The 26371-nt window shown below is 42.3% G+C and carries 20 protein-coding genes; 2 read left to right on the top strand and 18 right to left on the bottom strand.

Annotation, left to right across the window (positions count from 1 at the left end):
• Window positions 1–65 precede the first annotated feature (65 nt).
• A complete protein-coding gene (locus tag MKY18_RS04745; protein WP_003211315.1) occupies window positions 66–314 on the top strand; it encodes a YhdB family protein in 249 nt (82 codons plus the stop codon).
• Between the two features lie 35 nt (window positions 315–349).
• Here MKY18_RS04745 and MKY18_RS04740 read toward each other — a convergent pair whose 3' ends face one another.
• The 15 genes from MKY18_RS04740 to MKY18_RS04670 all read right to left on the bottom strand — a co-directional run bounded on the left by MKY18_RS04740 (window position 350) and on the right by MKY18_RS04670 (window position 18226).
• A complete protein-coding gene (locus MKY18_RS04740; RefSeq protein ID WP_065098950.1) occupies window positions 350–1234 on the bottom strand; it encodes a GNAT family N-acetyltransferase in 885 nt (294 codons plus the stop codon).
• A gap of 251 nt (window positions 1235–1485) precedes the next feature.
• The gene (locus MKY18_RS04735; protein ID WP_003212112.1) at window positions 1486–2136 is read right to left on the bottom strand and encodes a response regulator transcription factor; all 651 of its coding nucleotides are present in this window, start codon (window positions 2134–2136) and stop codon (window positions 1486–1488) included.
• The gene (locus MKY18_RS04730; RefSeq protein ID WP_065098951.1) at window positions 2133–3278 is read right to left on the bottom strand and encodes a GAF domain-containing sensor histidine kinase; all 1146 of its coding nucleotides are present in this window, start codon (window positions 3276–3278) and stop codon (window positions 2133–2135) included. The genes MKY18_RS04735 and MKY18_RS04730 overlap by 4 nt, the downstream gene beginning before the upstream one ends.
• 151 nt (window positions 3279–3429) lie before the next feature.
• The gene (locus MKY18_RS04725; protein WP_065098952.1) at window positions 3430–5175 is read right to left on the bottom strand and encodes a phospho-sugar mutase; all 1746 of its coding nucleotides are present in this window, start codon (window positions 5173–5175) and stop codon (window positions 3430–3432) included.
• 345 nt (window positions 5176–5520) lie between these two features.
• Window positions 5521–7182, bottom strand: coding sequence for a glycerol-3-phosphate dehydrogenase (glpD, locus tag MKY18_RS04720; RefSeq protein ID WP_342497757.1), 1662 nt, complete (start codon window positions 7180–7182; stop codon window positions 5521–5523).
• Window positions 7183–7321: 139 nt separating this feature from the next.
• Window positions 7322–8818, bottom strand: coding sequence for a glycerol kinase GlpK (gene glpK, locus MKY18_RS04715; protein ID WP_106064894.1), 1497 nt, complete (start codon window positions 8816–8818; stop codon window positions 7322–7324).
• Window positions 8819–8833: 15 nt separating this feature from the next.
• Complete coding sequence (locus tag MKY18_RS04710) at window positions 8834–9649, bottom strand: MIP/aquaporin family protein (protein ID WP_003211784.1); 816 nt, start codon at window positions 9647–9649, stop codon at window positions 8834–8836.
• Between the two features lie 213 nt (window positions 9650–9862).
• Window positions 9863–10420: a glycerol-3-phosphate responsive antiterminator gene (locus tag MKY18_RS04705; protein ID WP_003212480.1), complete on the bottom strand. Its 558-nt coding sequence runs from the start codon at window positions 10418–10420 to the stop codon at window positions 9863–9865.
• A 181-nt stretch (window positions 10421–10601) separates the two neighbouring features.
• Window positions 10602–11942: an aspartate aminotransferase family protein gene (locus MKY18_RS04700; RefSeq protein ID WP_185107629.1), complete on the bottom strand. Its 1341-nt coding sequence runs from the start codon at window positions 11940–11942 to the stop codon at window positions 10602–10604.
• A 230-nt stretch (window positions 11943–12172) separates the two neighbouring features.
• Window positions 12173–13765 (bottom strand): PucR family transcriptional regulator, encoded by a 1593-nt coding sequence (locus MKY18_RS04695; protein WP_185107630.1) that lies wholly within the window; start codon window positions 13763–13765, stop codon window positions 12173–12175.
• Between the two features lie 32 nt (window positions 13766–13797).
• A complete protein-coding gene (locus MKY18_RS04690; RefSeq protein WP_003212117.1) occupies window positions 13798–14715 on the bottom strand; it encodes an AEC family transporter in 918 nt (305 codons plus the stop codon).
• 87 nt (window positions 14716–14802) lie between these two features.
• Window positions 14803–15219, bottom strand: coding sequence for a VOC family protein (locus MKY18_RS04685; protein WP_034620024.1), 417 nt, complete (start codon window positions 15217–15219; stop codon window positions 14803–14805).
• Window positions 15220–15347: 128 nt separating this feature from the next.
• Window positions 15348–16886 (bottom strand): bifunctional GNAT family N-acetyltransferase/carbon-nitrogen hydrolase family protein, encoded by a 1539-nt coding sequence (locus tag MKY18_RS04680; RefSeq protein WP_044140640.1) that lies wholly within the window; start codon window positions 16884–16886, stop codon window positions 15348–15350.
• A gap of 15 nt (window positions 16887–16901) precedes the next feature.
• A complete protein-coding gene (locus MKY18_RS04675) occupies window positions 16902–17567 on the bottom strand; it encodes an HAD family hydrolase (RefSeq protein WP_003211898.1) in 666 nt (221 codons plus the stop codon).
• A 308-nt stretch (window positions 17568–17875) separates the two neighbouring features.
• Window positions 17876–18226, bottom strand: coding sequence for a DUF5365 family protein (locus MKY18_RS04670; protein ID WP_003212251.1), 351 nt, complete (start codon window positions 18224–18226; stop codon window positions 17876–17878).
• A gap of 108 nt (window positions 18227–18334) precedes the next feature.
• On the opposite strand from MKY18_RS04670, the gene MKY18_RS04665 reads away from it, so the two are divergent.
• Complete coding sequence (locus tag MKY18_RS04665; protein WP_113768343.1) at window positions 18335–19243, top strand: RluA family pseudouridine synthase; 909 nt, start codon at window positions 18335–18337, stop codon at window positions 19241–19243.
• A gap of 36 nt (window positions 19244–19279) precedes the next feature.
• Here the strand turns inward: MKY18_RS04665 and MKY18_RS04660 are convergent, their stop codons facing one another.
• The 3 genes from MKY18_RS04660 to MKY18_RS04650 form a co-directional block, all read right to left on the bottom strand.
• Window positions 19280–19846, bottom strand: a complete 567-nt coding sequence (locus MKY18_RS04660; RefSeq protein WP_185107634.1) for a class D sortase — start codon at window positions 19844–19846, stop codon at window positions 19280–19282.
• Window positions 19847–19923: 77 nt separating this feature from the next.
• Window positions 19924–22827 carry a 5'-nucleotidase C-terminal domain-containing protein gene (locus MKY18_RS04655; protein ID WP_185107636.1) on the bottom strand — a complete coding sequence of 968 codons (2904 nt, stop codon included), beginning with the start codon at window positions 22825–22827 and terminating at the stop codon, window positions 19924–19926.
• 85 nt (window positions 22828–22912) lie between these two features.
• Complete coding sequence (locus tag MKY18_RS04650; protein ID WP_342497756.1) at window positions 22913–26293, bottom strand: CheR family methyltransferase; 3381 nt, start codon at window positions 26291–26293, stop codon at window positions 22913–22915.
• Between the last annotated feature and the right edge of the window lie 78 nt (window positions 26294–26371).

The raw sequence follows: 26371 nt of genomic DNA, 5'->3' as shown, positions 1-26371 counted from the left end.
CCTGAAAATGTCGATATGTTCCGAGCAAACTAATGAGGACTTCTCAAGGGAAAGGAGAAGGTTTGATGAATGTGGCGGATTATGATAAAGCACTTTATTATACGCATCGCTCGCAATGGGATAATTTACTTATTCTTATGGTACGTACGCAAGATGACTTGCTCTCGAAACGTATTGAGCATTTCTTACACGCGTATCAATTTAACCGGAACGATGCTGATGTTGAAAAATGTTTATATGGGCTCCTGCAGTACATTGACCATGCTTCAGAGGCTGCTGCTTCTGAAGTTTATTCACAACCGGTGTACACATAAAGAAAAAGGCTGATGATCAGCCTTTTTACATACATTTAGCAGTGCGCAGTGATTGGAAGCATAAAGTGGTCTTTTACCCAATCTTGTTTTGTATAAACAAACAGCGCATCCTCGTCATTTGGTGCCTTCACCGCGTGTAAGCCGTCAATTGACGTATCAGGTGTAAAATAGAACAGCACTTTTTCCGTCGTTTCACTCACAATATATGCAACAACTTCCTCTATATTTTGTCGCTCGAGAGAAATGATATCAAATACATGTATGGTTTCATTTTCTTCATTCATCAGAACAATCGTATCCAACGCTTCAATATAGAAAATGGCATCCCGCCAAACGAATGTAAAATAAAACATCAATAAGCTGCCATGATCCTTAGCATCTAATTTCATTGAGCCTGTTTGGCGTTTCTCTGCGAACTGTTCAAGTAATGGCAGGTCATGTTCCAACGTCAGCTGCTTGAAACGCACGTTCTTTTTCATTTGAATAGCGCTTTTGCCGATATTTAAACTAAATTCACTTTCGTCATAACGAGTAAAGCCGAACCTTGGATAAAAATCCAGTACAGTTTCATTGGCAAAAAGAAAGATCAAATCACAATCATGTTCGTACGAATCCATAATATGCTGCAATAACTTTGTCGCTAATCCCTTGTGGCGGTAGGCTTGATCCGTCATCACCGTGCCAATTTGAACAGCTCGATACGTTTGGCCATCAATGATCAGCGACATGAGATAGACGGAAGCGTTTGAGATCACTTTCCCGTGATGGACAAAGGAATAAGGAATATATTTTTCATCCCAATACCCTCTTTTGTACCAGTCACTAAAATCCAAATCAAATGTCTTGATCGCTAACTGATTAAAACTTTCTTTCAATTTTTCATTATGGCGATAATCACTCACTAATTCATATGTCTCCATGCTCATTTCCTCCTTTTATCATTTCACCTTTAGTCAGCCGGTTTATCACCCCCTTCAAAATAAAAAAAGACTTGATGAGCATATACTCATTAAGTCTTTTTTCGTTTTACTCATAGAAATTAGACTGAACATGCTTCTCTTTTCACGCAAAAGGGCACGTCAAATAAACCAACAACCGTGCTCTTTTTATTCAATTCATTGAACTGAATGTGCGCTTAAAAGTTTTAGCATAACGACTAAATTCCCTTCTGTTATAGCAGCTCTTTAGGCTGACTTTTTTGATAATCCACTGCATACAGAGCCGCTTGGGTACGATCTGCCAGCTCTAGTTTTGATAATACATGAGATACGTGCGTTTTGACAGTTTTTTCAGAAATAAACAAGGATGAGGCAATTTCTTTATTGCTTTTCCCCTTTGCAATTTCGAATAAGACATCTCGCTCTCTATTGGTCAGCTCTTTCATTAACTCCCATTTTTGCTCTTTTGGCTCAGTCAAATGCTGCACAAGAAAATTGGTGATATGACCATCTAATTGATAGGTGCCCTTTTGTACGTCAATCATTGTCGTAAGAAGTTTTTCTGGCGCTACATCCTTGAGCTGATAGGCTTTTGCCCCTGCTTGAATGGCGGGAATAACATAATCTTTATCCGCATAGCTTGTCAGGATCACAATGCGGGTATCAGGCATTTCCAGCGTCATTTGTTTCGTTGCCTCAATGCCATTCATTACAGGCATCGATAAATCCATGAGAACGATATCAGGCCGCGTTTGTCTGACAATTTCTAATGCTTCTTCTCCATTAGAAGCCTCACCAACGATTTCGACGTCAGGCTGTGTCTGCAGGAAAAACACAAGCCCTTTTCTCACAATATGATGATCATCTGCAATGACAACTCTCATGACGACCCCTTCCTTTCTTGAGAAAATGGCACCTTCACTTGAATAGTGGTTCCTTTACCGAGCTCAGACTCTATACAAAATGTTCCACCAGCTCTTTTGATACGGTCTGACATCCCTTTCAGACCAAGTGAAGGGAGGCTCATTTGCTCGTCATACTGAAACCCTTTTCCGTGGTCGATGATTTTCATCTCAAACGTGTCTTTTGATTGTTTAAGCTGGACCTTGACTTCCTCTACTTCCGCATGTTTTTGACAATTATTCAGCGCTTCTTGGCATACCCGAAACAACGTTTCATGCTGGGAATGATCCATCTCCATACAGCCTGATAACGATAATGTACAGCGTAATCCTAAAAGCTTTGCATACTCTTGAATCCCTGTTGTGAATCCTTTTTCAAGTCCTCTTGGCCTTAGCTGCCAAATGAGTGACCGCATTTCAACCAGTGCATCTTGTGACAAATGCTGAATAAAATCAATCATTTCCCCAAGATTCTGATCGTTTGTCATTTGACGGGCGGCTTTAGCAGTCAGGCTGACTGAAAATAGCATTTGGTTAACGGAATCATGTAAGTCCTGTGCAAGCCGGTTTCTTTCTTCCAAAAGAGCATGCTGATGTTCGTTTTGCACAAGCTTCATCCGTTGAATGGCGGTACCAATTTGAAGCGCAATGCTTTCAAGCAAGTTCAATTCTTCTTGCGTAAATGTGACTTTTCCTTTTGCCGCCACATTCAATAACCCGAACGTACGCTTACATGCTTTGAGGGGAACCGTCGCATGATGCGTAATTCCTTCAGTATCCCCAAGCTGCTTTTTCATCGCCGTTTCGATGCGTTTACAATTCATAATGTTTGTGGCTGATTGGAGTGAACCTTTTGTGTATCGATTGATGCAATAGCAATCGTTTTGGCACATGAGCTGCTTTTGATGCTTTGCCAGCGCTTCGGGTAAGGAGACCTCTGCCATCAGTTCGTACGAGCCGTCTTTTTCTATAAAATAAATCCATGCGGAATGAAAGCCTGTGACATCCATCAGCATATGGAGCACTTCATGAAGCGTATCTTTCATTTCCGTGCCTTCATTTAGCTTTTCAGCAATTTCTTTTAACGTTTTTAATGTTTCAACCTTCTCTTGATATTCTCCCATACTGTTTACCCCCGGCATTTGCTGCCTTCTCTTTTCATTACGCTCATTATATCATGAGCATTCTGCCGGTTCTTTCGCTAAAAGGATGATTTTTTCTCATCCTTTTGATGGAGAAAAAGCCATCATGTATTCACACAATGGCCTTGTTTGTTTATTTAGCTGTTTCTTCCACAATTTCATAAACGACTTTCATCACTTCTTCTGACAAATGCTTCAGCTTTTCTTCGCTATCTGTTAACGATGTACCTTTGACAGCAATATAAAATTTCACTTTAGGCTCAGTTCCGGAAGGTCTTAAGCAGAACCACGAACCATCCTCAAGGAAATATTTCAGCACGTTTGATGCTGGAAGGTGAATGGTTTCTTCTTTCTTTTCGGCAATCAGATATCTTTGACTTGATTGGTAATCCTCGATGACAGTGATGCGCTGACCCGCGATAGCAGCTGGCGGATTTGTTCTAAAGGTATGAAGGATCGCTGAAATTTGCTCTGCTCCTTCTTTTCCTTTTAAGGTTAACGACTTTAACCCTTCCCGGTAAAATCCAAACTCCTTGAAAATATCAACAAGCGCATCATACAAGGACTTGCCTTGTTTTTTATAGAAAGCAGCGACTTCGACAGCTAACAGCGCTGCTTGCACGGCATCTTTATCTCGGGCAAAGTCACCGATCAAATAGCCATAGCTTTCTTCGTACCCGAATTGAAACGTGTATTCCCCGCTCTCTTCGAATTGCTTGATTTTTTCACCAATAAATTTAAAACCAGTAAGCGTGTCAATCGTATGGGCACCAAATGCTGAAGCAACAGCACGCCCGAGCTCACTTGTGACAATCGTTTTCATCACAACAGGACGAGGCGGCAGCTGACCAAGCTTTTGTTTTTCAGACAATAAATAATGGAGCAATAGGGCTCCTGTTTGGTTGCCTGTTAAGACGGTAAACTCTCCATCATGATCTCTGACCGCAATACCTAACCTATCCGCATCTGGGTCTGTTGCAATGAGGATATCGGCATTCTGCTTTTCGCCAAGCTTGATGGCATACTCAAATGCTGCATGCTCCTCTGGATTTGGCGATGTCACTGTTGAAAATTGCGGATCTGGTCTTTCTTGTTCAGGTACAACGGTTACGTGCTGATAGCCTAAAGCTTGAAGCCCTTTTCGGACAGGCTCGTTGGCCGTACCATGAAGCGGTGTGAAAACGACTTTGACATCGACCTCATCTGCCAGCTCAGGGTGCACACTGATGGTTTTTAATTTTTCAATATAAGCATGATCGATTTCTGCTCCGATCATGTTGATCAGCCCTTGTTGTTTTAACGTTTCTTCTGAATCAACTGAAATCGACAGTTCATTTTCTATTGCATCTACTTCTTGAATGACTTGATCTGCTTGAAGTGGAGGCAGCTGTCCGCCGTCTTCTCCATATACTTTATAGCCATTATATTCTGGTGGATTATGACTTGCTGTTACGACAATCCCAGCAAATGCATTCAGCTCTCGTACAGCAAAGGAGAGCTCTGGTGTTGGACGCAGTTCGTCAAATACGTATGTTTGGATGCCCTGCGCGGCAAGAGTTTTGGCTGCTTCCATCGCAAATTCAGGCGATTTATGGCGTGAATCATATGCAATGGCGACGCCTCTTCTTTTTGCATCCTCTCCATGTTTCGCAATATACGCAGCAAGACCTGCAGATGCTTTACGAACCGTGTACACATTCATTCGGTTCGTGCCAGCACCAATCTCCCCGCGCATTCCTCCAGTGCCGAACTCAAGGTTTTTGTAGAAACAGTCTTCAAGTGCTTGTTGATTATCTTGATGTGCCTCCAGCCATTCCCTTAGCTCAGTATCCAGGTGCTTCTCATTGATCCATCGCTCATAATTCGTCTTCCAACTCATGGTCGTCCTCCCAGCTCTTATCATCAATAAAATAACCTCTACTGCTATTTTATATGGAATCAACCTTTATGTCATGCTATATCATTGAGAGATGAAGAAAATGCTGAACAAATAAAAAAGCCGATGCATGATCGGCTTTTACTTATTGCTGACAAAGGGCTAAAATGATCTTTATTTTAGTTCTTTGGCTTCCTTTCAGCGTAGTCTGAAAACCCTTGAAGTCTAGAAAGGACGAGCACCGGAGCGGAGCGAATTTGACATTCGTGAGCACCGGCGCACAGACCTGACAAAGAATGCGAGGGTTTGTCTACACGCTGAAAAGCCGATACATGATCGGCTTTTCTTTTATTCAGCATCAAGCGGTACAACTGCTTCATGGAATAGTTGATCTAATTCTGTTTGATGCTTCTGTTTTACTGCTTCATCCCAGCCAAAACGCTCTGCCATATAATCAGCAACAGGCTGTGCATATTTTTTTGCCCAGTTGATATTAAATAGTAGGCTTCCTGTTCTTCTTAAGAAGAAATCGACAGGAGTAACAGCTAATTCTTCTTCGATTGCATAGATAAGCTCTGCGAGTACATACGCTGGAATATTTCGTTTGTCTGCTTCACCTTGAAGCTGCTCTACACGCTTGAAGAGACTGCTGACGTTTGAGCCATATTTTTCGGCGAGTTTTTGAGCAATCGGTTCTGTTAAACCAACAGATGCTCCTTCTGCTGTTTTCGCTTGGACAAAGGCAGCCATATTTTTAGATCCGCCTACATGACCGCCTGAAATTGGCATATGCTTTGTTTTACATGGCCCGAAGTCTTTGCCTGTTTCTTCTTTCAGTCCATCACGTACAAGATTCACAATGTGCTCAGCCATTTTGCGGTAGCCTGTTAATTTACCGCCAGCAATGGTGATTAAGCCTGAAGATGATGTCCATACTTCATCCTTACGAGAAATTTCTGAAGGGTCTTTGCCCTCTTCATGAATGAGTGGACGAAGACCAGCCCAGTTAGATTCAACATCTTTTTCTGTAATATTGAGATCAGGGAACATGTATTGAATCGCTTTGATGACATAATCTCGATCTGCTTTTGTCATACGCGGATGTTCCAACTGCTTTTTGTACACTGTATCTGTTGTTCCAACGTACGTTTTTCCTTCTCTTGGAATCGCAAAGACCATCCGTTTATCAGGTGTGTCAAAGTAGATCGCTTGTTTTAATGGGAAGACTGATTGGTCGAATACTAAGTGAATACCTTTTGTATGCTGTAAGTGCTTCCCTTCTTTTGAGTGATCCTTGTCTCTTAGTTGATCGACCCATGGACCTGTCGCATTGACGATTTTCTTCGCATATACATCGTAGGTTTTCTCCGTCATGACATCTTCAATGACAACACCGACAACTTTGCCTTTATCATAAATAAATTCTTTTACTTTCGCATAGTTGACCGCTTCTGCTCCGAATTTCACAGCCTCTTTCATGACTTCGATTGTAAGGCGTGCATCGTCCGTACGGTATTCAACATAGTAGCCACCGCCTTTTAAGCCGTCCTTTTTCACAAGCGGTTCTTTTGCAAGTGTTTCCTTCGCGCTCAGCATGCTTCTGCGTTCGCTATGCTTGACGCCAGCTAAAAAGTCATACACTCTAAGCCCAATGGATGTTGAAAACTTACCGAATGTCCCGCCTTTATGCATCGGCAGAAGCATCCATTCTGGTGTTGTTACATGAGGACCGTTTTCGTATACAATGGCACGCTCTTTACCGACCTCTGCGACCATTTTTACTTCAAATTGTTTTAAATAACGAAGTCCACCGTGCACTAGTTTCGTTGAGCGGCTAGATGTACCTGCTGCGAAATCCTGCATTTCTGCAAGACCGACGCGCATTCCCCGTGAAGCCGCATCAAGTGCTGTACCCGCGCCTGTAATACCCCCACCAATGATAAACACATCATATGGTTTTTTTGTCATTTCCTGCAGCATTTGTTCTCTTTCTAAGCTAGAAAAAGTCATCTCTTGTTCCTCCCATGTTGTACGGTAAAGAAAAAGAGACCGCAAACACCCAAAGCGTATTTCTACACTTCGGTGCCTGCGGTCTCTCCAGTTCTCCAACCGTTCTATTAACTTAATTGAAGTATACCATACTTTTGGTTTATTTGAAAGCTTGAGCTGCTTTTACAGCCTTTTTCCACCCGCTGTATAACGAGTCACGGCTGCCTTCTTCCATCTTAGGATCAAAGCGCTTGTCAAGGTTCCATTGTTTTGCAATGTCTGAACGGTCGTTCCAGAAGCCAACTGCTATTCCCGCAAGATAGGCCGCACCGAGTGCCGTCGTTTCATTAATTTCTGGACGCTCTACAGGCACATCCAGTAAATCACTTTGGAAGCCCATTAAGAAATCATTTTTTACAGCTCCGCCATCCACACGCAATGTTTTTAATGAAATGTTTGAATCCTTTTCCATCGCATCTAACACATCTTTCGTTTGATAAGCAAGTGATTCTAACGTTGCACGGACAAAGTGCTCTTTAGAAGTACCGCGTGTTAACCCGAATACAGCGCCTCTGACATCACTATCCCAGTATGGTGTGCCTAGACCAACGAATGCCGGAACGACGTATACGCCATCTGTTGACTCAACGCGCTCTGCATAAGCTTCGCTGTCTTTCGAGTCTTTAAACATTCTGAGTCCATCACGCAGCCACTGAATCGCTGAGCCAGCAACGAAAATACTTCCTTCTAAAGCATATTCAACTTTGCCGTCAATGCCCCATGCAATCGTCGTTAATAAACCATGATCCGACTTAATGGCTTTTTCCCCTGTATTCATCAACATGAAACATCCTGTACCATATGTGTTCTTCGCCATTCCTTCTTCAAAGCAAGCCTGACCGAATAAAGCAGCCTGCTGATCTCCCGCCGCTCCTGCAATCGGAATATTTCTGCCAAAGAAGTGATAGTCTGTTGTTTCACCATAAATGTGTGAAGATGGTTTCACCTCAGGAAGCATAGAAGCAGGTACGCCAAGGATATCAAGTAATTCTTCATCCCATTTCAGATCGTAAATATTGAACATTAATGTTCTTGATGCATTGGAGTAATCTGTGACGTGTGATTTACCGCCTGTCATCTTCCAAATAAGCCAAGTATCGATTGTGCCAAACAGTAAGTCGCCATTTTCTGCTTTCTCACGGGCACCTTCTACATTGTCTAATATCCATTTTACTTTTGTACCTGAGAAATAAGCATCGATGAGAAGACCTGTTTTATTTCTAAACGTTTCACTGTGTCCTTGCGCTTTTAACTCTTCACAAATGCCAGATGTTTGTCTTGACTGCCAAACAATTGCATTGTAAATAGGTGCGCCTGTATGTTTATCCCAAACAACCGCTGTCTCACGTTGGTTCGTAATTCCGATACCAGCGATTTGGTCTGCTTCAATTCCTGATTCAATTAAAGCAGTTGAAATGACCGATAGAACAGAGCTCCAAATTTCATTTGCATTGTGTTCTACCCAGCCTGGGTTCGGAAAATATTGATTAAATTCCTTCTGAGTTGTATGTGCAATTTTGCCTTCTTGATCAAATAAGATCGCTCTTGTGCTTGTTGTCCCTTGATCTAATGCAAGAATATATTTTTCTTTTGTCATGATGTTTTCCTCCCCTTACATACTTTCATTTACAGCATTTGTTTGGTTTTTCGTAGTGATATAGAGTCCTAACAATACCACAACTAAAATAACGCTTACAATCCAAAAGGCTGGTGTGACGTTCGCTTTAAAGGCTGCATTGTAGAAAACACCGCCAAATGCGCCGCCTAAAATTGGACCAACGACTGGCACCCAAGCATACTTCCAGTTCGATGGGCCTTTCCCTGGAATTGGCAAGATCGCATGTGCGATTCTTGGACCTAAATCACGTGCAGGGTTAATTGCATAACCAGTTGTTCCACCTAAAGAAAGACCAATTGCAACAATTAAGAAACCAACAATCAGCGGATTGACTCCGTCTGCAAATTTATTTGCACCAATCGCTAAGATTCCTAGAACCAATACAAATGTACCGATGACTTCACTAAGCACGTTTGCAAAAGTATGCGGAATCGCAGGACCAGTTGAGAATACGCCTAGCTTTGCACCTGGATCATCTGTTGCTTTCCAGTGCGGTAAGTAATGTAAAAAGACAATAGTAGCCCCTATTAGTGCACCAAGCATTTGACCAACAATATACATTGGAACATCAGCCCAAGGAAAACTTCCTTCTAGCGCAAGCCCAATTGTGAGTGCAGGGTTTAAATGCGCTCCGCTAATTCCACCAGTTGCATATGCTGCAATGGCTACTGCAAATCCCCATCCGAAAGCGATTACAATCCAGCCGGATTGATATGCGAGTGATTTCTTTAAATTAACTGCCGCACACACACCGCCCCCAAAAATAATGAGCAGCATTGTACCTACGACTTCTCCCCAAAATGGTGTCATGAAAAATTCCTCCTCTGGTTCAGTTGCCATCCCCTATGAATGTGTAGAAAAGATAAAGAAAAAGATCCACAACAAACATACTTTACATCAGGGTCATTTGTCACCTAGTAAAGCGTTGTTGTGGATCTCCGTTTCTCCATCACATGATATTAACTTAGTGCAATAGTATCAGAGGATGAAAACGTTGTCAATAAATATTCACATTTTATCTTTTCACTTTTGGAACGCTTTCCAAAGGGTGGTATTTGAGGTCGTCACAGCTGTAGCCCCTGCTTCAAGCGCTCTTTCTACATCTTCTTTTGTACGGATAAATCCGCCTGCAAAAATCGGGATCCCAGTTCGCTCGCGCACTTCTGTAATTAAATCTGGCACGACGCCCGGCAATACTTCAATAAAATCTGGACGATGTTTCCCAACGAACTCCATGCTTTTTTCCATGGCACTCGTATCAAGTAAAAACATTCGCTGAATGGCATATACCTTTTTTTGCTTGGCTTTTACTATGACAGAAGACCTAGTAGAAATTATTCCTGCTGGCTTCATTTCCTGACAAATAAATTCCGTTCCATACTCATCATGTTTAATCCCGTGAATGAGATCGACATGGACAAACATTTTTTTGTGATGAGCATTTGCCTCATTCATGATGCCCTTAAGCCGGCCTAAGTGAACATCAAGTAAAACACCATATGTAAATGGGCTTTTTAAAAATTCCTCAAATTGCTTCATATTGCGTACAGCAGGTAAAATGGGTTGATCATGAAAACTCATAAGCCGTCTCCTTCAAAAGTGTATTGGATCAGTCTTCTCCTAACAGTAATTGAAACTCTTCTATTTTTCAATACACCTAGTGTGCCCAATACCGATTTCATCTCACATCATCTTCATAGAACTAGCTCAAAATGATGGAAAGCAAACTTTTATTCCATAAAAAAAGCAGAGAAGTTCTCTGCTATAGCTGTGCCATGCTTTCTTTTAAGGTATTGATGATAAATGAGGCGTCATCATCTGTTATATTAAGCGGCGGTGCAAGCTGGGCAACGTTATTATAGCCCGCCACTGTATCCCCATTTTTCCCGATGATCAGTCCGCGTTTTTTACATTCAGCAATCAATTGACCGACGACATGTGGCTCAGCTGGCTTTTTGGATTGTTGATCCTGAACAAGCTCTATGCCAAACAGCAAGCCTTTTCCTCTGACATCTCCGACAAATGGGTGTTCTTTTAACTCTTGCAAACGTTCAAGCATATCCCGGCCGAGCGCATCGGACCGTTCAACTAATTGCTCGTTTTCCATAATCTCTAGGTTGGCAAGTGCCACCGCACAGGAAGCAGGGTGCCCGCCAAATGTATTCACATGACGCAGCCTGTCATACGTATCTTCTCCTGCATAGGCTTCATAGATTTCTCGTTTCACGCACGTTGCAGAAAGCGGTAAATAGCCGCTTGTGATCCCTTTTGCCATGGTGATAATATCCGGCTTTACTTCCTCATGCATAAAACCAAACCGCTTCCCTGTCCGGCCAAATCCGCAGATGACTTCATCTACAATGAGGAGCGCTCCATGAGCTTCACAGATGTCTTTGACCTTCTTCAAATACCCTTTTGGCGGCATTAGGATACCTCCGCCCGTAATGATCGGCTCCATAATGACCCCTGCTATCGTCTCACTTAGTTCCCACGTCATGGCCTGATCAATGGCCGCAGCACTTGCCAAATTCTCTTGATCCTCAGGATGACGATACACATCAGGCGGTGCGACATGAATAAAGCCCTGACCTAATGGTTCATATTTATATTTACGCTGCGCTTGACCGGTTGCAGCAAGAGCAGCTGCTGTATTGCCGTGATACGACCGGTACCGGGAGATGAACTTTGTCCTAGCACTCTCTCCTTTTTGCGCATGATATTGTTTGGCCATTTTAAATGCAGCTTCATTGGCTTCAGAACCGCTGTTAGAAAAGAAGATGACATAGTCCCCGCCAAGCCACTCATTTAGCTTTTCAGCCAGCTGAATCGCCGACACGTGGCTTTGTGTAAGCGGATAGTAAGGCATTGTCTTTAATTGCTTATACGCCGCTTCTGCAAGCTCTTTCCGGCCATATCCGGCATTTACACACCAAAGGCCTGACATCCCGTCTAAATAACGATTTCCATGAATATCTGTCACCCATGCGCCTTCTGCCTCGTGAATGACCATACTTTCATTTTCCTTGTTTGTTCCTTTCATTTGATGCCAGATCAACTGATCATCTTTTGCCTGAAGATTTTGAGCCTGCTCATGTATTTTCATCTTCCCGCCCCCATGTATCCGTTTTCATCATTAAAGAAGCTTAGACCAATTCAGCAGCACATTGCCTCTCCATTCATTATATGGATGAAACGTGAGGCATATGAAACTACCAATCGTTACTTTCATTATAAAAAAGGGGTCAGGCCGATTACATTAGACAGATCGTCAACTGATTGAGCACGAGCATAAGACATTTTTCTTGATGCCTTGGCAAAATGGAACACACTCCGCTAACGTCGATTTCCTTGCAGGAATTCATAAGCAAGAATCGCAAATTCAAGCGCCTGTCGTTTCGGCGCCTGCATCATATCCTCACCGAGCAAGGCATGCAGTTTATCCAGTCTATGATAAAGGGTTTGCCTGACAATATAAAGCTGGCTTGCGGTTTCTTTTTTAGAACCGTTTGTCTGTAAAAAGATATTCAGCGTTTGATAGAGTCTCCCGTTATTTTGATTATCGTATAAAATCACGGGCTCTAAATACTCTTTCACCATACATTCAAGCAGACCGCTTTCCTTCATCATAGGCATGAGACGGAGCATATGTAGATCTTGGTAAAATGGACTTTCCACCCGCTGAGGCATCACTTTTTTTAAATGTAGCACTTCTTTGGCTGCTTGAAAGCTTTTTCTCATGTGCTGAAACTTTTCACAATATTGCCCGATACCAAAATTGATCTCGTCCCCTCGGGGCTGCTCTCGGTCATACAATTGTTTGATGTCGTTTGCAGCCTTTTCTGCACGCTCTTTCCAGTCCTCTTTCTTTCTCGTGTTTAATAAAATAAACAAGGTTTGTTCTTGATACTCATATGCAATCAGATGGAAACCCGCACGCTGAAAAATGGAGCGGCAAGAGACAAGAAAGTAAAGATTCCCTGCGATTTCTTCAATTTGATGATGCTTTTGAAAGAGCAAGACTACGCAGCCAGTTGGCTTTTTCATCCCTTCTGTTTCTTCAAGGTGCTCTATGATCTCTTGTTCTGTATGCTCTTCTTGAAACCATTTTTGCAGCCATTCAATTTCTTTTGTCTTCTTCAGCTCTTCTGAATAAAGCTCTCTTAATGTTTGCTGGGCTAGAGCATTCGCTCCTTTATCCATCACAAGCAGTTCGAATTCAGAGAGCATGTCCGCTTGATGAATGAGCACAAGATCTGCAAATGTTTGTTTGAGCGCAAGCACTTGTTTTTGTGTCACTTCGTATCCTTTTGGCACGGAAGCAAACTGCAAATAATTCATGACCAGTTCTTCCGTTTGTTTGGAAGAATCACATAAAATAATCGGCTCGCCCTGAACAGGGAGGAGTAAAAGAATCCCCCTTACGTGCTGATACACTTGATCCAAAATATCCATCTGCGGATGCGGGGTCAGTAAAAGCTCATTCAGCTTTGATGATAGTGCTTCTAAATCAGCCATCATTTGATACTGACGCTCGATCATCATCGTATGAAGATGCTGCGTGATGTTGACGAACTTCACTTCTTTTGTAAACAGAATAAGTGGAAAATCTCTTTCTTCTGCATAAGTCAGTAATTCTTCCGGCACTTCGAATCTTAGCGGAACAAATTCAATACACAAGCCGGCCGCCCCTGAATCAATCAGCTGTCGTAAAAACGCTTGAAACACATCCAGTTGATCATGGAAGCCTGCGGCTGTCGTTAATATCAGCTCGCCTCCATTTAATAAATCTTCTACATCAGGCACTTCTAACACATGTATCCATTTGACCTGCCGAAACAATCCTTTTTCCCCTGCTAACACTTTTGCATGCGCAAAATGCTTCGTTTTCAACACGTCACTCACTTGGAAATGAACATCTACATTCATTCATATGTCCCCCTTTGTTTGCCGCCTATCCCCTATCCCAGAGGGTGCATGGATAAAATCCATAATAAAACTGGTAATGTCACGATACTTAAGATTGTACTGAGAAATGTCGTGCTTGAAACAAACTCAGGCTTCGTTCGAAATTGTACAGCCATCAGCGTGGTATTTGCTGCTGTCGGCATGGCTGCCACTAAGATCATAATTTGTTTCACCATATCATCTACCGGTAAAATAAGCGTAAAGCCAAATGCAATAAGTGGGGAGATAAACAGCTTCAGCAATACAGCATAAGAAATATTGCGATAATCCACTTGCTTAAAAGAGATCACAGCAAGCTGCATACCTAAAATAAGCATAATCGTCGGTATGGCAGCATTCCCGACAAGCTGAATACCCGTCATCAGCTCTTTAGGTAATGAAAGATCAATCAGCTGAAATAATAGACCGATGAGTGCCCCGTAAGCAACCGGCATACGCAGCACTTTTTTCAAGACGACCTTTCCATCTCCCGCATCCTCTCCGCCCTTTGCTGCATAATACATGCCGATTGTACTCATGACAAGCTGCTGCAGCACCATCAACACAATCGCAATATCCAAACCTGCGGCTCCGAAGACAAGCAGCACAACAGGCGTGCCATAGTTTCCATTGTTCATAAAAGCTGACGACAGAATCATGGCGCAATACGTTTCATTCGAATACCCATAAATACGAGATAAAATAAAAACACATAAAATAAGTGCAAGACAAAGCCCGACAACAAAAATGGATAAATACACATAGTCCATCGACACTTTGTTTTGATAAAAGGTTTCAAACGCAAGAAATGGTGACATTAAATATAAAGACATTGATGAGAGCGTATGTATGTCAAAACCAATCGCCTTCTGCCCGATATACCCGATCAGGAATATGCCGAACACTGGCAGTAAGACAAGTAAAAACTCCATGCTGCACCTACTTTTCTCTAGTTGAATTCCAGATTCCTTCTGCTCCTCATTATCATACCACTGATAAACAATAAAAAAGAAGCACCCTTATGAAAGGCCGCTTCTTTCCTCATCCATATAAAACACTTCCCACAAATGACCATCAAGATCCTGAAAGCTCCATCCATACATGAATTCATGATCCTGCTTCTCCTTAAACGGTGAACCACCTGCCGCCATTGCCTTCTCGACAAGCTCATCGACCTCTTCTCGTGAATGAACACGCATAGAGATAATCACCTCTGATGCCTTTTTTGCATCCACTAATTGTTTCTCTGAGATGGATTGAAAATGCCTAAGAGATAACAGCATGACGGTGATCGTGTCATCAATGACCAAACAGGCCGCCTGATCATTCGTGAACTGCTGCTCAAAGTCAAAGCCCAGCTGCTCAAAAAAAGCGATAGATTCCTTCACATGATTTACCGGCAAATTGATATACAGATGTTTAGATTGTCGCCCCATGTTCCTCTCCTTTTTGAACACATAATCTCCTTTCAGTATATTCAGCTTTTTCTCCAGCATCCCTTTGGCAATTGAAAAAATCTGATGTCATCAAAAAGTAGCGCCTCAACAATAGGCGCTTCTTTTCATTATTTCTTATATTCAATATGGTACACGTCTCTTCTTCGGTCTTTCAGCTGACGTACGGTCCCATCTTGCCTTTGTCTTCTTAAAATTTCTAAATCGACATCACCTACGACGACCATCTCAATGTTTGGATTACACTCTCCTACAATCCCATCTCTTGCAAATTCAAAGTCTGATGGGGCAAATATAGCCGATTGCGCATATTGAACATCCATATTTTCGGTTTGCGGAAGGTTGCCAACTGTTCCCGAGATGACGGTATAAATCTGGTTTTCAACCGCTCTCGCCTGTGCACAGTAACGTACTCTTAAATAGCCTTGGCGGTCTTCTGTACAGAACGGAGTGAAAATAATTTTCGCTCCTTTGTCAGCTGCGATCCGTGCAAGCTCAGGGAATTCAATATCGTAGCAAATTTGGATCGCAATTTTGCCGCAGTCCGTATCAAATACCCGAACCTGGTCACCAGCTGAAATCCCCCACCATTTTCTTTCATTCGGCGTGATGTGAAGCTTATATTGCTTTTCAATCGTTCCATCACGTCTAAATAAATAGGCGATATTGTAGATTTTCCCTTCCTCCTCTACAAAGTGGGACCCGCCGATGATATTAATGTTATATTTCACAGAAAGGTCTGTGAACAAATTAATGTAGTCCTCGGTATATTCCGTGATTCGCTGCACAGCAAGACTTGGTGACCGCTCTTCTAAATAAGACATGAGCTGCGTCGTGAAAATTTCTGGGAATACCGCAAAGTCAGCTGATGCATCTGATGCGACATCCACATAATACTCGACCTGATTCATAAATTCTTCAAAGGAGTGAATTTGTTTCATCGCATATTGAATCACACAAATTCGAACAGGGAATGCCGATTTAAAATATCTTTTCGATTGCGGGCGATAATCGACATTGTTCCATTCCATTAACGTGGCATATGTGCTGGATGCTTTATCATCCGGCAAGTAATTCGGATTGATCCGCATGAGACTAAATTCATTTAACAGCTGAAAAGATAAAACGGGATCATAGATTTGGTGAATCGTGACCTGCTCTACATACTGGCGAGGCGTCATTTCCTCTTGGTATTTATGATAATTCGGAATGCGTCCGCCAATGATGATGCTTTTTAAATTTAATCTTCTTGCTAAGTCTTTTCTTGCTTCATACAAACGATGTCCAATTTTCATGCGGCGGTACTCAGGACTCACCATGACTTCGATTCCGTACATATTCATCCCATCAGGATTATGGTTTGTGATGTACCCATCATCTGTAATGTCCTGCCACGTGTGGCGATCATCGTATTCATCAAAGTTAATTAATAAACTTGAACAAGAGCCAATGATTTCCCCCTCGAATTCAGCACAAAACTGTCCTTCTGGGAAATGCTCAAGGTGGCTTTCAAGATGCTCCCGTTTCCAAGGATCCATGCCCGGAAAACATACCTCTTGTAAGGAAATGATTCGATCAATATCCTCTTCATGGATATTACGGATCACTATTCTTTTTTCAAACCGCGTTAAGTCTAGTTTTTCTGCCATGATGTATTTGCCCCCTTACTGATCCTCTTTTTCAAGCTGATGGAATAGCTGGAGCAATTCGATTTCAGCCATGGATTCTAATCTGACATCATATTCTTCAAATTGCAGCGTGCTCGTCACTTTGTTTGGGACGATGACACATTTCATACCTGCCCGTTTGGCAGCTACTGATCCATTTACAGAATCCTCAAATGCCACACAATCTTTTGGCTCTACCCCTAAGCAGCGTGCGGTTTGCAAATAGAGCTCTGGATTTGGTTTCACTTCTTCCACATCATCTGACGTGCGGATACATTCAAAATAGTCGAAAAGACCAATCTGCTTCAGGTGATCAGACACCCATTTATAGTCTGAGCTGGAAGCAAGTCCAATCTTGATCCCCAGCTCCTTTGCTGCTTCTAAATAAGCTTCTACACCAGGTCTTGCTGATTCGTCCTTCATTCTTTTTTGAAAACGAGAACGCCGATCTGCTGTGAGTGTCTCATGATCCAGCGTCTTCCCTAGCTGCTTTTCCAAATATTCAAATGGCTTAAAGCCTGCCTGCGTACCAATGACCTTGCCCCATACGGAAAGAGGCAGATCTGACTCATGCTCCGCAAACATTTCTTGTAAAACCTCATATTCATGTGTTTCTGTATCTAAAATTAATCCGTCAAAATCAAATATAATCGCCTTTACCAACGAGGCCACTCCTTTTTTACAAAAGTCTTAAAGATATACTCAATGCTATCATATCGTGAATAAAATTGACTTTCAAAGATGAATGTCTGCTAAAATGATTATGTATAAAAGGAGCCTGCACCGTTTTGTCAGGCTCCTACTCGTGTTCGGTTCATTCTGCAAGAGATCCAAGCGCTCCGATTCGTGGAGAAATAGGCGATGTTGAAAAAGAGCGGGTTTGGTATTACAGATCTTAAAGGTTTCTCCGTTCCCTTAAAAATAGTATGTGCGAGGTCCTTGTAAGTTAACAAGGAAGTTCACACCATCTTTTACGCATTTTGAAGGTGACGGCTGGCAAAATCGTCTAGATCAAACGGAAAAGAAAAGCCGCAGGCATTGACCTGCTCACGGTTTCGTTCGAATAGTTCACGATCTCGTTTGGTGAGATGACGTTTCGGTTTTACAATGATGGTATGTAATAGCTGAAGTCCCGATAAAATACGAAAAGCATCGTCCATCGTCCCGTTATATACGCCATCAATAAAGGTAAGGGAGCGATCTTTTTGACGCATATCCCGTTGCTGTCCATTGACAGCATGAGAAAGAAGATCTTCAACATCCTTTGATATTTCTTCAATTGCCTGCTCTTGCAGGTCTGTAGCAGCTTTCATTAATCTCACGTGACATCTACCTCTCTGTCGTTATTCTCCATTCAGAATAGCACAGAAAAAAAGGCGTTCGCCAAGGTAAGTGTTTCCTATATATACCCATAGAGAGGAAAGGATATCATGATCATAAAAGGACACACGCTCTCACTCAAAGTAGACGAGCAGTATCATCACACTTCACTCAGTCATTTTTTAAAGACAGCCGTCTCTGCATCAAAACCGATTATTCATTTTTGGATGGAGCATCAAAAAGTTCGTTTAAATCAAAAGCCTGCCCATCACGCGGCTAAAGTCAGTCAAGGCGATCAGATCATCATTGATTTATTTGAAACAGAAGAAAGTGATGTAACACCGGAATACGGTGAATTAGAGGTACTCTTTGAGGACGAGCATTTATTAATTGTGCAAAAACCGGCCGGCCGGCCAACTCATCCGAATGAACAAGGACAAACAGGCACACTGGCAAATCTTGTGGCATTCCATTTTCAAGCAAATGGAGAAGAAAAGCGGGTAAGACATATCCACAGGCTAGATCAAGACACGAGCGGTACCGTCATTTTTGCAAAGCATAGGTTAGCCCATGCAGCTCTTGATCAAATGCTTTCTAAAAAAACAATCAAACGCACATACATCGCCATCGCAGAGGGACTTTTCAAAAAAAAGAAAGGCACCATCGATGCAGGGATCGGCCGTGACAAACACCATGCAGTCAGACGAAGAATCTCCCCTAATGGGCAAAAAGCTGTGACTCATTTTCAGGTCATGGACATGAATAAACGTCTGCAACTGACAGCCGTTAAACTTCAATTAGAAACGGGTAGAACGCATCAAATTCGTGTCCACCTGAGCAGTCTCGGGCATCCACTAGCTGGGGATACATTATATGACGGAGTTCGTGATTACATCAACAGGTGTGCTCTTCACGCCAAGCAAGTAGACATGAAACATCCTTTTACAGGTGAGCATCTGATCATCGAAGCACCTCTCCCACCTGATATGGACCAGCTCATGAGTCAAATCATCCATTAACAAAAGAGCCTGCGTATGAAAGCAGGCTCTTTTTCTTTATTCAGACACTCTTTTTGCATAAATAATATACCGCTCTGGCGCATTGCCGACGAAATGAAAAGGATAGCATGTGGTTAAGACCAGCTCTTCCTTTTCATTCTGCAACGTAATGATGGATGTATCATGCTGATCAACAATTTTCGTATGTGTGATTTCATATATAAATTCACCATACGGCACAGTGATTTTCAGCTGATCTCCAATATCCAGTTCGCCTGTCCGCCGAAACACCGTGTCACGATGGCCAGAAAGGACGATTTGTCCATTTTGATCAGGATAATAACTGCCTTTGTAGTGTCCTACTCCCTTTGCTAGGTCATCCGCATCCGTCCCTTCGACAATGGGAAGGTCTGCTTTTAATTTTGGAATCGTCAGGATGCCAGAAGCTTTCCCCACTTCTGGAGCAAACTGCTTCTTGGACATCCCTTGATCGTCCGCCACGACCTTCTTCGCTTCGTCTAATGATTGGGCTGTTTGAAGATGAGTAGAGGCGATTTGCCAAATTCCCCAGCCGAGCAGCACAATCCCGGCTGTCATCACAGTCAGTGCAAGCCACTTTTTCATGTTTAAACTCCTTTGCCTGTTACGTTTCTCTTAGATGATACGCTTTTTTAGCTTGCTGCTTTTTAGCTTGCTGCTTTTTAGCTTGCTGCTTTTTCTTCTTGTTTTGCTTTTTGAATTCGTCCTTCTTTTTGATACACAATGGAAGCTCCCTCAAAGCTTTTCACAAAATCGACAGTGGCTTCTAAGTCTTCTGGGCCTGTTTCAGGGTTTTGCCCAAGCCTGCCTATTGGTGCATATTTACTGCCAGTTGCAGTTGCCATGAAGTTATTCACAGTGAGTGTATACGTTTGATCGAGAGCTACGGCTGAACCATCTGGCAGCTTCAAGTCGACTACTTTATATGTTACAGGATCATAGGAATATGAAAAGCCTGAAATGCTATAATCTGGTCCAAATTGCGGAGAAATTTGTGCTTCTATGATCTCTACTAAGTCTTTTCCCTTGATCTCTAGTTTGACTAAAACGTTGCCAAATGGCTGAATATTAAAGAGATCTCCCCATGTTATCGGCCCTTTTTCAAGGTTTTGCCTAATGCCGCCTCCATTCATCATGGCAAAGTCACTTTTCATTGAATATCTCATACCATCCGCAATCAAATTACCAAGCGGCGTGTCTCCATCATTTGAATAGCCGCCTTCCATTTTGACCCCGGCTTCTCCAACAACCTCACTAATAATCGGCTCCACTTCTTTCCCGTAATGAGCCAAGATGTCTGCTGCTTCCTTGTCCTTTTCTATATCAGATTGATCTACATACTGGATATTCGCACTTTTTTTGACGATATCCTTCGTTTTACGGTCAAGTGTCACATTAACTTCGCCAATCGCCTTCCCGTATTCAAAGGCTTGCACAATTAATTTTCCATTGACCTCTCCATTGACCACTTCGTGATTATGCCCTGCAAAGATGACGTCAATTTCATCATCACCTTCTTTGGCAAGCTTTACACTCTCCCCGGTGATCGTATCGCCATTTTGAGAGGCTGTCATATGAGCTAAAACCGCTATAGCTTTAACTCCTTTTTGTTTTAATTCCTTCGTGGCTTCATTCACAGCTTTGACTTCATCTGTAAACTGAATGTCTTTAATCCCTTCTGGCATGACCATTCCTGCGGCTGACTTGGTCACAACGCCGATAAATGCGACTGGGATTCCTTCGACATCGATGATTTCATAAGCCGGTAAAAGCGGTTTGCCAGTATCCTTGTATTCACAGTTCGCACAAACGAGCGGAAAGTTCTGTCCGTCATACCCTTTTGTGCCTTTAGGATGATCTCCGCCATTTAAGATACGCAATAGCTCGTCTACGCCTTCATCGAATTCATGGTTGCCGACCGTGCCGACATCAAAGCCAATGTTCTCCATGAGTTCAACGGTTGGTTCATCTTGCAGAAGAGAAGATATTGGAGAGCTCCCGCCAATCATATCTCCAGCATGGACCGTGATCGTATTTTTGTGCGCTGCTTGTTTTTGCTTCATATAGGCCGCGACATAATCCATCCGCCCATACATGCCTTTATTGCCATCATCTTTTAGATCCAATTCGTATTCTTGATCAATTTTACCGTGTAAATCATTCAAACTTAAAATCGTTAATGGTACGTCGTCCGCATCCTTTGCCGGCTGATAACCAGCCTGCTCTGCTTCTTCTTTGGAAGCAAAAAAGATCCGTTTATCCACATCGATTTCTTTCCATTTGTCAGGGGACACGTAGGTTTTGACAGATGAATCACCAACATAGCGTGTCAGTCCTTTTTTCTGTTCACGTGCTCTAAATTCAAATGGCTGTTCCAGCAGAGGATCCGCTTCGTTCCATATGCCCAGTCCTTTTTCCTTTGCTTCTTTTACTGCTTTTTGAAACGTATGATAGTCCTTTTCATCTCCAACTGGCCAGATGAAATAAGTAGGGGCATATCCTTTTTTCACAAGCTCTAGATTTGTATTTAACCCTTTTTTGGTTTTCACTTGAGCTAAAAGACGTCCATAGTTATCTTTCGCTTCAGGACCAATCTTTAATGTGACTTGGTCACCGCTTGAAAGTAGTGTTTTTAAATAGTCAGTCGCTTGCTGTCCAAAACGCAATTGGTTTTTGTCTAGTTCACTTTTTGGCTGATGATACGTTTCCGGCGTGTCCATATTCACAAAACGCACCTTTGTTGTACCTAGAACGGGCTTCTTTAGATGAATCGTATCTCCATCCACCACACGGTCAACCGTTGCTTTGTATTCTTTCTTCATCTTTGGCGGCTTTGGCTGACGTTTCAGCAGGTTGATATCATCCTTATGTCTTGGAAGCAACTGCAACGTATCATACCTGCTTAACACCCCTGTAAACTCGTACCATTTTCCTGTCTTTACTTTATCAATTGTATTCGTATCGACCATCACTCTCAGAGTGGTGCTGTGATATTTTTTATCAATGATCACCACATTGTATCCTCCGCCAGCCGGCTGCGTTGGTTTTGTTTCTACATAACCTTTGACCTTCACTAATCTTCCTTCATGCTTACCTGCTTGTTCCGTTTCTAGCTGCTTCACAGACACTCGCTTCGCCTTTGGCAAGGTTTGGTTCACAGCATCTATCTTCAGACTGCCTTGATCTGGCACAATTTCAATCAGTCCTTTATAAGACGTAATTTTACCAGTCACTGTCACCTTCATCCCTGCTTTTAGTTCCGGGAAGTGATTGGGCTGCGCTGAATAAACATTGATTCCAGCTGATTTGTCTTGAATGTATGTGGACAGTTTCCCATTGCCTACAGCTGATTGATCTGCTGTCACAATTCCGCTCACTGTCACAGTCTCTCCTATGAGCTGACGGGCTTTTTTGATGTGCACAATCTTTTTTTGTTTCCACACCATTTCTTTCTTTTCAGATGCATTGACCTCGCTCCTTGCGGACATACCAGGCAATAAGGATTGCAAACTAAAGATCACCAAAACCAAACAACAAATCATTCGAATAGATAGCATTCGTTTCATTAGACTTCTCCCCTTTGCGCTTCATCTCTCATAGTGTACAAAGTAAATATTGATGTTGAATGGATTTCATGTAAAACTTGTCTTTTTAACTCATTGGAAAGGTAATAATTACTCGTGTCCCCTCAAAGTTTTTGCTTTCAAAACGAATGGTGCCGCCATGGCTTTCAATGATTTTAATGGTCATCATTAAACCAAGGCCTGTCCCCTTTTCTTTTGTTGTATAAAATGGTTCACCGAGTTTCCCTATTTCGTCCTCTGGTATTCCCTTTCCTTGGTCTTCAAATATCAACATCATTTGATGATCTTTCATGAGAGAGGTCACCTTGATGACGCCTGTCACACCATCCATCGCTTCTATTCCGTTTTTAAGGATGTTTAGGAAGACTTGTTTCAGTTCATTCGGAATGCCTTGAATGTTAGGGAGCGACGGAGACAGCTTTTTCTGAATGGAAACACCTTTTAAGACCGCCTGGGATTCAACGACCATGATCACTTCTTCGAGCAGAAGATTGACATGTACCGGTTCAAATTTCACCGATTTGCTTCTAGAAAGAACGAGGAATTCATTAATAATTGACTCGAGCCGATTAAACTCTGACATCATCACATCTGCATAATCTTTCTGATACTTTTTACTTTGAATCATCAGCTGTAAAAATCCTTTTAATGAGGTCAGCGGGTTCCGTATCTCATGAGCGATGCCTGCTGCAAGCTGCCCTACTGCTGACAGCATCTCTGATTTCATCAGCATCTTCTCTGACTGCTTTTGATTGGTGATATCCTCTGAAATCCGCATGACGGTTGACTGCATTTTGTCAGGGTCATCGATTCGATGTAAAGAGACTCTCTCCCATCGTTCGCGTCCAGATAAATCTTGAAAGTACAGCTCACCTGTCCAGCTGCCCTCTCTTAAACAAACCTTCCATTGCTTCTCTAAATCATCACATTGACATAGCGAATGATAGACAGAAAAAATATCTTTGCCGATCAGGTCAAATTCATGTTGCTGGACAAACTGACAGAAACGCTGATTCACGCATTGGATGACTCCTTCCTCAGTTGCCACAACAATATGAATATGGCTGTTATCAAGTGCCGTCACCGCTAGATGAAGCGACTGCTTGATTTTCGTTACTTCAGTCATTTTAATCCAAGTCATCACTGCTCCTTCATGTTCTTCATCGAAGATGGGTGTGATGTGAACGGTGAATTGCTCGCCTTCGTTCGTTTCAATTTCACGTTCGATCGCGCGCCTATCCGAGATGACGGATTGGATATCATGATAGAGCGTTTCCTGCGTAAGCTTTTTAGCCATCGACCGAAAGGATTGCTGATGTCTGATTTTCGCAGAAGTAAATAAAGAGGCAGCTGTAGGAGTGTAATAGCGAATATTCATGTCCCTGTCCACAAACAGCGTTGCAAGCTCCGGCTTGACAGAGGGTCTGTACAGTTCTTCTCTTGTCACCCTCAAGTTGTTTATGATATTTATATAATGCTCGTGTTTTTTCTCAAACTCCTCTAATTGCGTGTGTTTTGCTTTTAATTGAGCCCTTGCCTCCTGCTCCTTTTGTTTGACTTCATTGAGTTCATTTTCTAAATCGACAATACGCTGTTGATAGACTGAATTCTGATCTGACATCCCTATGTCCCTGCCGTTCTTTTGATTTTTTCCTCTCTCATTCATTCGAATGAGAATGACGTAAACTCCCTTAAAACGGCGGTCAAAACTTTTCACGGTAAAATCTGCATACTGCTTGCTGCCTTTTTCCGAAATGAGAACATGTTGAAACACAACCTCTGTCTCGTCTGTCCACACCTTTTGAAAGGTTTGACTGAGCATCTCTTTCATATAATCAGGTGTCACATATTCACATGATTGATCTGACACTTCTGTATGGTCTAAAAAAGAATACGCACCCTTTGATACTGCCAGGATTTTATCACTATCATTGATGATCATACATGCATCATAATCCTTGCTTACTTCTTGCATATATTGTTCGGCTCGCGCTTTCAACTCGATATCACGAGCGTCTGGTGTCCAAGGAACATGTGGTTTTGAAACGTTTGAATGGGTGTAAATGTTCCATTTTTCATTGAACAAATGAAACAAACGAGGGATATTGGGTACAGTTTCATTTGGCCCTAATATCAACATCCCTTGATCTTTTAATGCATATTGGAATCGGGACAATACTCGTTTTTGCACTTCAGGCTGGAAGTACATCAGAACATTTCGGCAACTGATAAAATCGAGGTGGATAAAAGGTGAATCGATCAATAAATTGTGAGGTGCAAAAACAATATGTTTTCTAAGCGACTGCTTCACAATAAAAGCGTCACCTTTCCTTTCGAAATATCGCGCCCGCCATTTTTCCGGCATCCTTGCCATAGACTCTACTGAGTAAAGACCTTTACTAGCTGTTTGAATGGCTTTTCGGTTGATATCTGTTGCAAATACTTGAAGTTCAATGGTCACTTGTCTTCTCTTCATTTCTTCTAAAAATAAGATCGTAAAAGAATAGGCTTCCTCTCCTGTCGAACATCCAGCAATCCAAATACGGCATCGAGATTTCCCGTTTTTCACCGCATTTTCAATGATCGACGGAATGATCTGATGTTCACATACATGAAAAGCCTCCATATCCCTAAAAAAAGATGTCATGCCGCTTAGAAGCTGTACGTGCAGTAGGTCAAGCTCATCTGGTTCTCTTTCTAATAAGCAGTCGTACTCTGCTAATAATGAAATCCGTTTTTTTGCAATCCTCATTCGTTTTTGAATGTCAGATAGCAGCCTTTTCTTTTGATAGGTTGAAAAGGCAATGCCTTTATACATTTCAAGACGTTCAATAATTCTCAGTAATACAGGATCTGCCTCATCGATGTGCGGAACGTTAATGATATTGGCGATATATGCCGCAAGGGTGGAAGGGTCTTTGAATGTTTGTTGATACAAGGTGTCAAAACCACTTTCTACCTCGCTGCACGATAAAGCTGTACCGCCCTGCTCAACCAACTGAAGCAAGCCACTTCCCACACAATGACCTTTTTGAAAGAAAATCGCAAAAGCCTCCTCCTTTTGAACGCTGGCGAGAGACTGAAAAAGCAAATCCACAGAGCAAGCCATGCACGGAGGCAGCTGCTCTGATAGGTGCAGCCGCTGATCTTCTGTTAACGTCACAACCGCATGCTGTGGACAAAAATAAATCGTCTTCTTCATGACTTTCTCACCATGTTTAATCGTTTTTGCCCGGTAGCCAATCGGTAAAACAAGTGCTTCCAAATCAGTTATACAATCGCCCGTCACATGATTTTGCACAACAATAAAAGAGGCATTTAGTTCATGTGGAAATGATTGAAAAAAAGCCTCAAGATGATGCTGTTCAAACGGCGAAACACCGATGCCAATCACTGGTGCCTGCACATGTTCGTCTTCTATCAAACGATTAATGATTTTGTCCTGCATCTGGTACCCCCATGTTCATTCGTCTGATACTTTTTTTCGACAAAAAGGAAGAAAACCCTCTAATTGTAAATAATGTTT

It is taken from the genome of Bacillus sp. FSL R7-0672, assembly GCF_038601465.1.
GTDB lineage: Bacteria > Bacillota > Bacilli > Bacillales > Bacillaceae > Bacillus > Bacillus pumilus.
Note: the sequence above shows the minus strand (reverse complement) of the source record. Positions and strands in the feature narration are given on the sequence as shown.

Excerpts from the sequence above, each read along its gene's own strand:
- MKY18_RS04680 (WP_044140640.1), bottom strand. The coding sequence starts at position 16,886 with ATGGCAGAAAAACTAGACTTAACGCGGTTTGAAAAAAGAATAGTGATC.
- glpK (WP_106064894.1), bottom strand. The coding sequence starts at position 8,818 with ATGACAAAAGAAAAATATATTCTTGCATTAGATCAAGGGACAACAAGC.
- MKY18_RS04730 (WP_065098951.1), bottom strand. The coding sequence starts at position 3,278 with ATGGGAGAATATCAAGAGAAGGTTGAAACATTAAAAACGTTAAAAGAA.
- MKY18_RS04665 (WP_113768343.1), top strand. The coding sequence starts at position 18,335 with ATGATCATAAAAGGACACACGCTCTCACTCAAAGTAGACGAGCAGTAT.
- glpD (WP_342497757.1), bottom strand. The coding sequence starts at position 7,182 with ATGACTTTTTCTAGCTTAGAAAGAGAACAAATGCTGCAGGAAATGACA.
- MKY18_RS04690 (WP_003212117.1), bottom strand. The coding sequence starts at position 14,715 with ATGGAGTTTTTACTTGTCTTACTGCCAGTGTTCGGCATATTCCTGATC.
- MKY18_RS04705 (WP_003212480.1), bottom strand. The coding sequence starts at position 10,420 with ATGAGTTTTCATGATCAACCCATTTTACCTGCTGTACGCAATATGAAG.
- MKY18_RS04710 (WP_003211784.1), bottom strand. The coding sequence starts at position 9,649 with ATGACACCATTTTGGGGAGAAGTCGTAGGTACAATGCTGCTCATTATT.
- MKY18_RS04735 (WP_003212112.1), bottom strand. The coding sequence starts at position 2,136 with ATGAGAGTTGTCATTGCAGATGATCATCATATTGTGAGAAAAGGGCTT.
- MKY18_RS04695 (WP_185107630.1), bottom strand. The coding sequence starts at position 13,765 with ATGAATGTAGATGTTCATTTCCAAGTGAGTGACGTGTTGAAAACGAAG.
- MKY18_RS04745 (WP_003211315.1), top strand. The coding sequence starts at position 66 with ATGAATGTGGCGGATTATGATAAAGCACTTTATTATACGCATCGCTCG.
- MKY18_RS04740 (WP_065098950.1), bottom strand. The coding sequence starts at position 1,234 with ATGGAGACATATGAATTAGTGAGTGATTATCGCCATAATGAAAAATTG.
- MKY18_RS04655 (WP_185107636.1), bottom strand. The coding sequence starts at position 22,827 with ATGAAACGAATGCTATCTATTCGAATGATTTGTTGTTTGGTTTTGGTG.
- MKY18_RS04700 (WP_185107629.1), bottom strand. The coding sequence starts at position 11,942 with ATGAAAATACATGAGCAGGCTCAAAATCTTCAGGCAAAAGATGATCAG.
- MKY18_RS04725 (WP_065098952.1), bottom strand. The coding sequence starts at position 5,175 with ATGAGTTGGAAGACGAATTATGAGCGATGGATCAATGAGAAGCACCTG.
- MKY18_RS04685 (WP_034620024.1), bottom strand. The coding sequence starts at position 15,219 with ATGGGGCGACAATCTAAACATCTGTATATCAATTTGCCGGTAAATCAT.
- MKY18_RS04660 (WP_185107634.1), bottom strand. The coding sequence starts at position 19,846 with ATGAAAAAGTGGCTTGCACTGACTGTGATGACAGCCGGGATTGTGCTG.
- MKY18_RS04650 (WP_342497756.1), bottom strand. The coding sequence starts at position 26,293 with ATGCAGGACAAAATCATTAATCGTTTGATAGAAGACGAACATGTGCAG.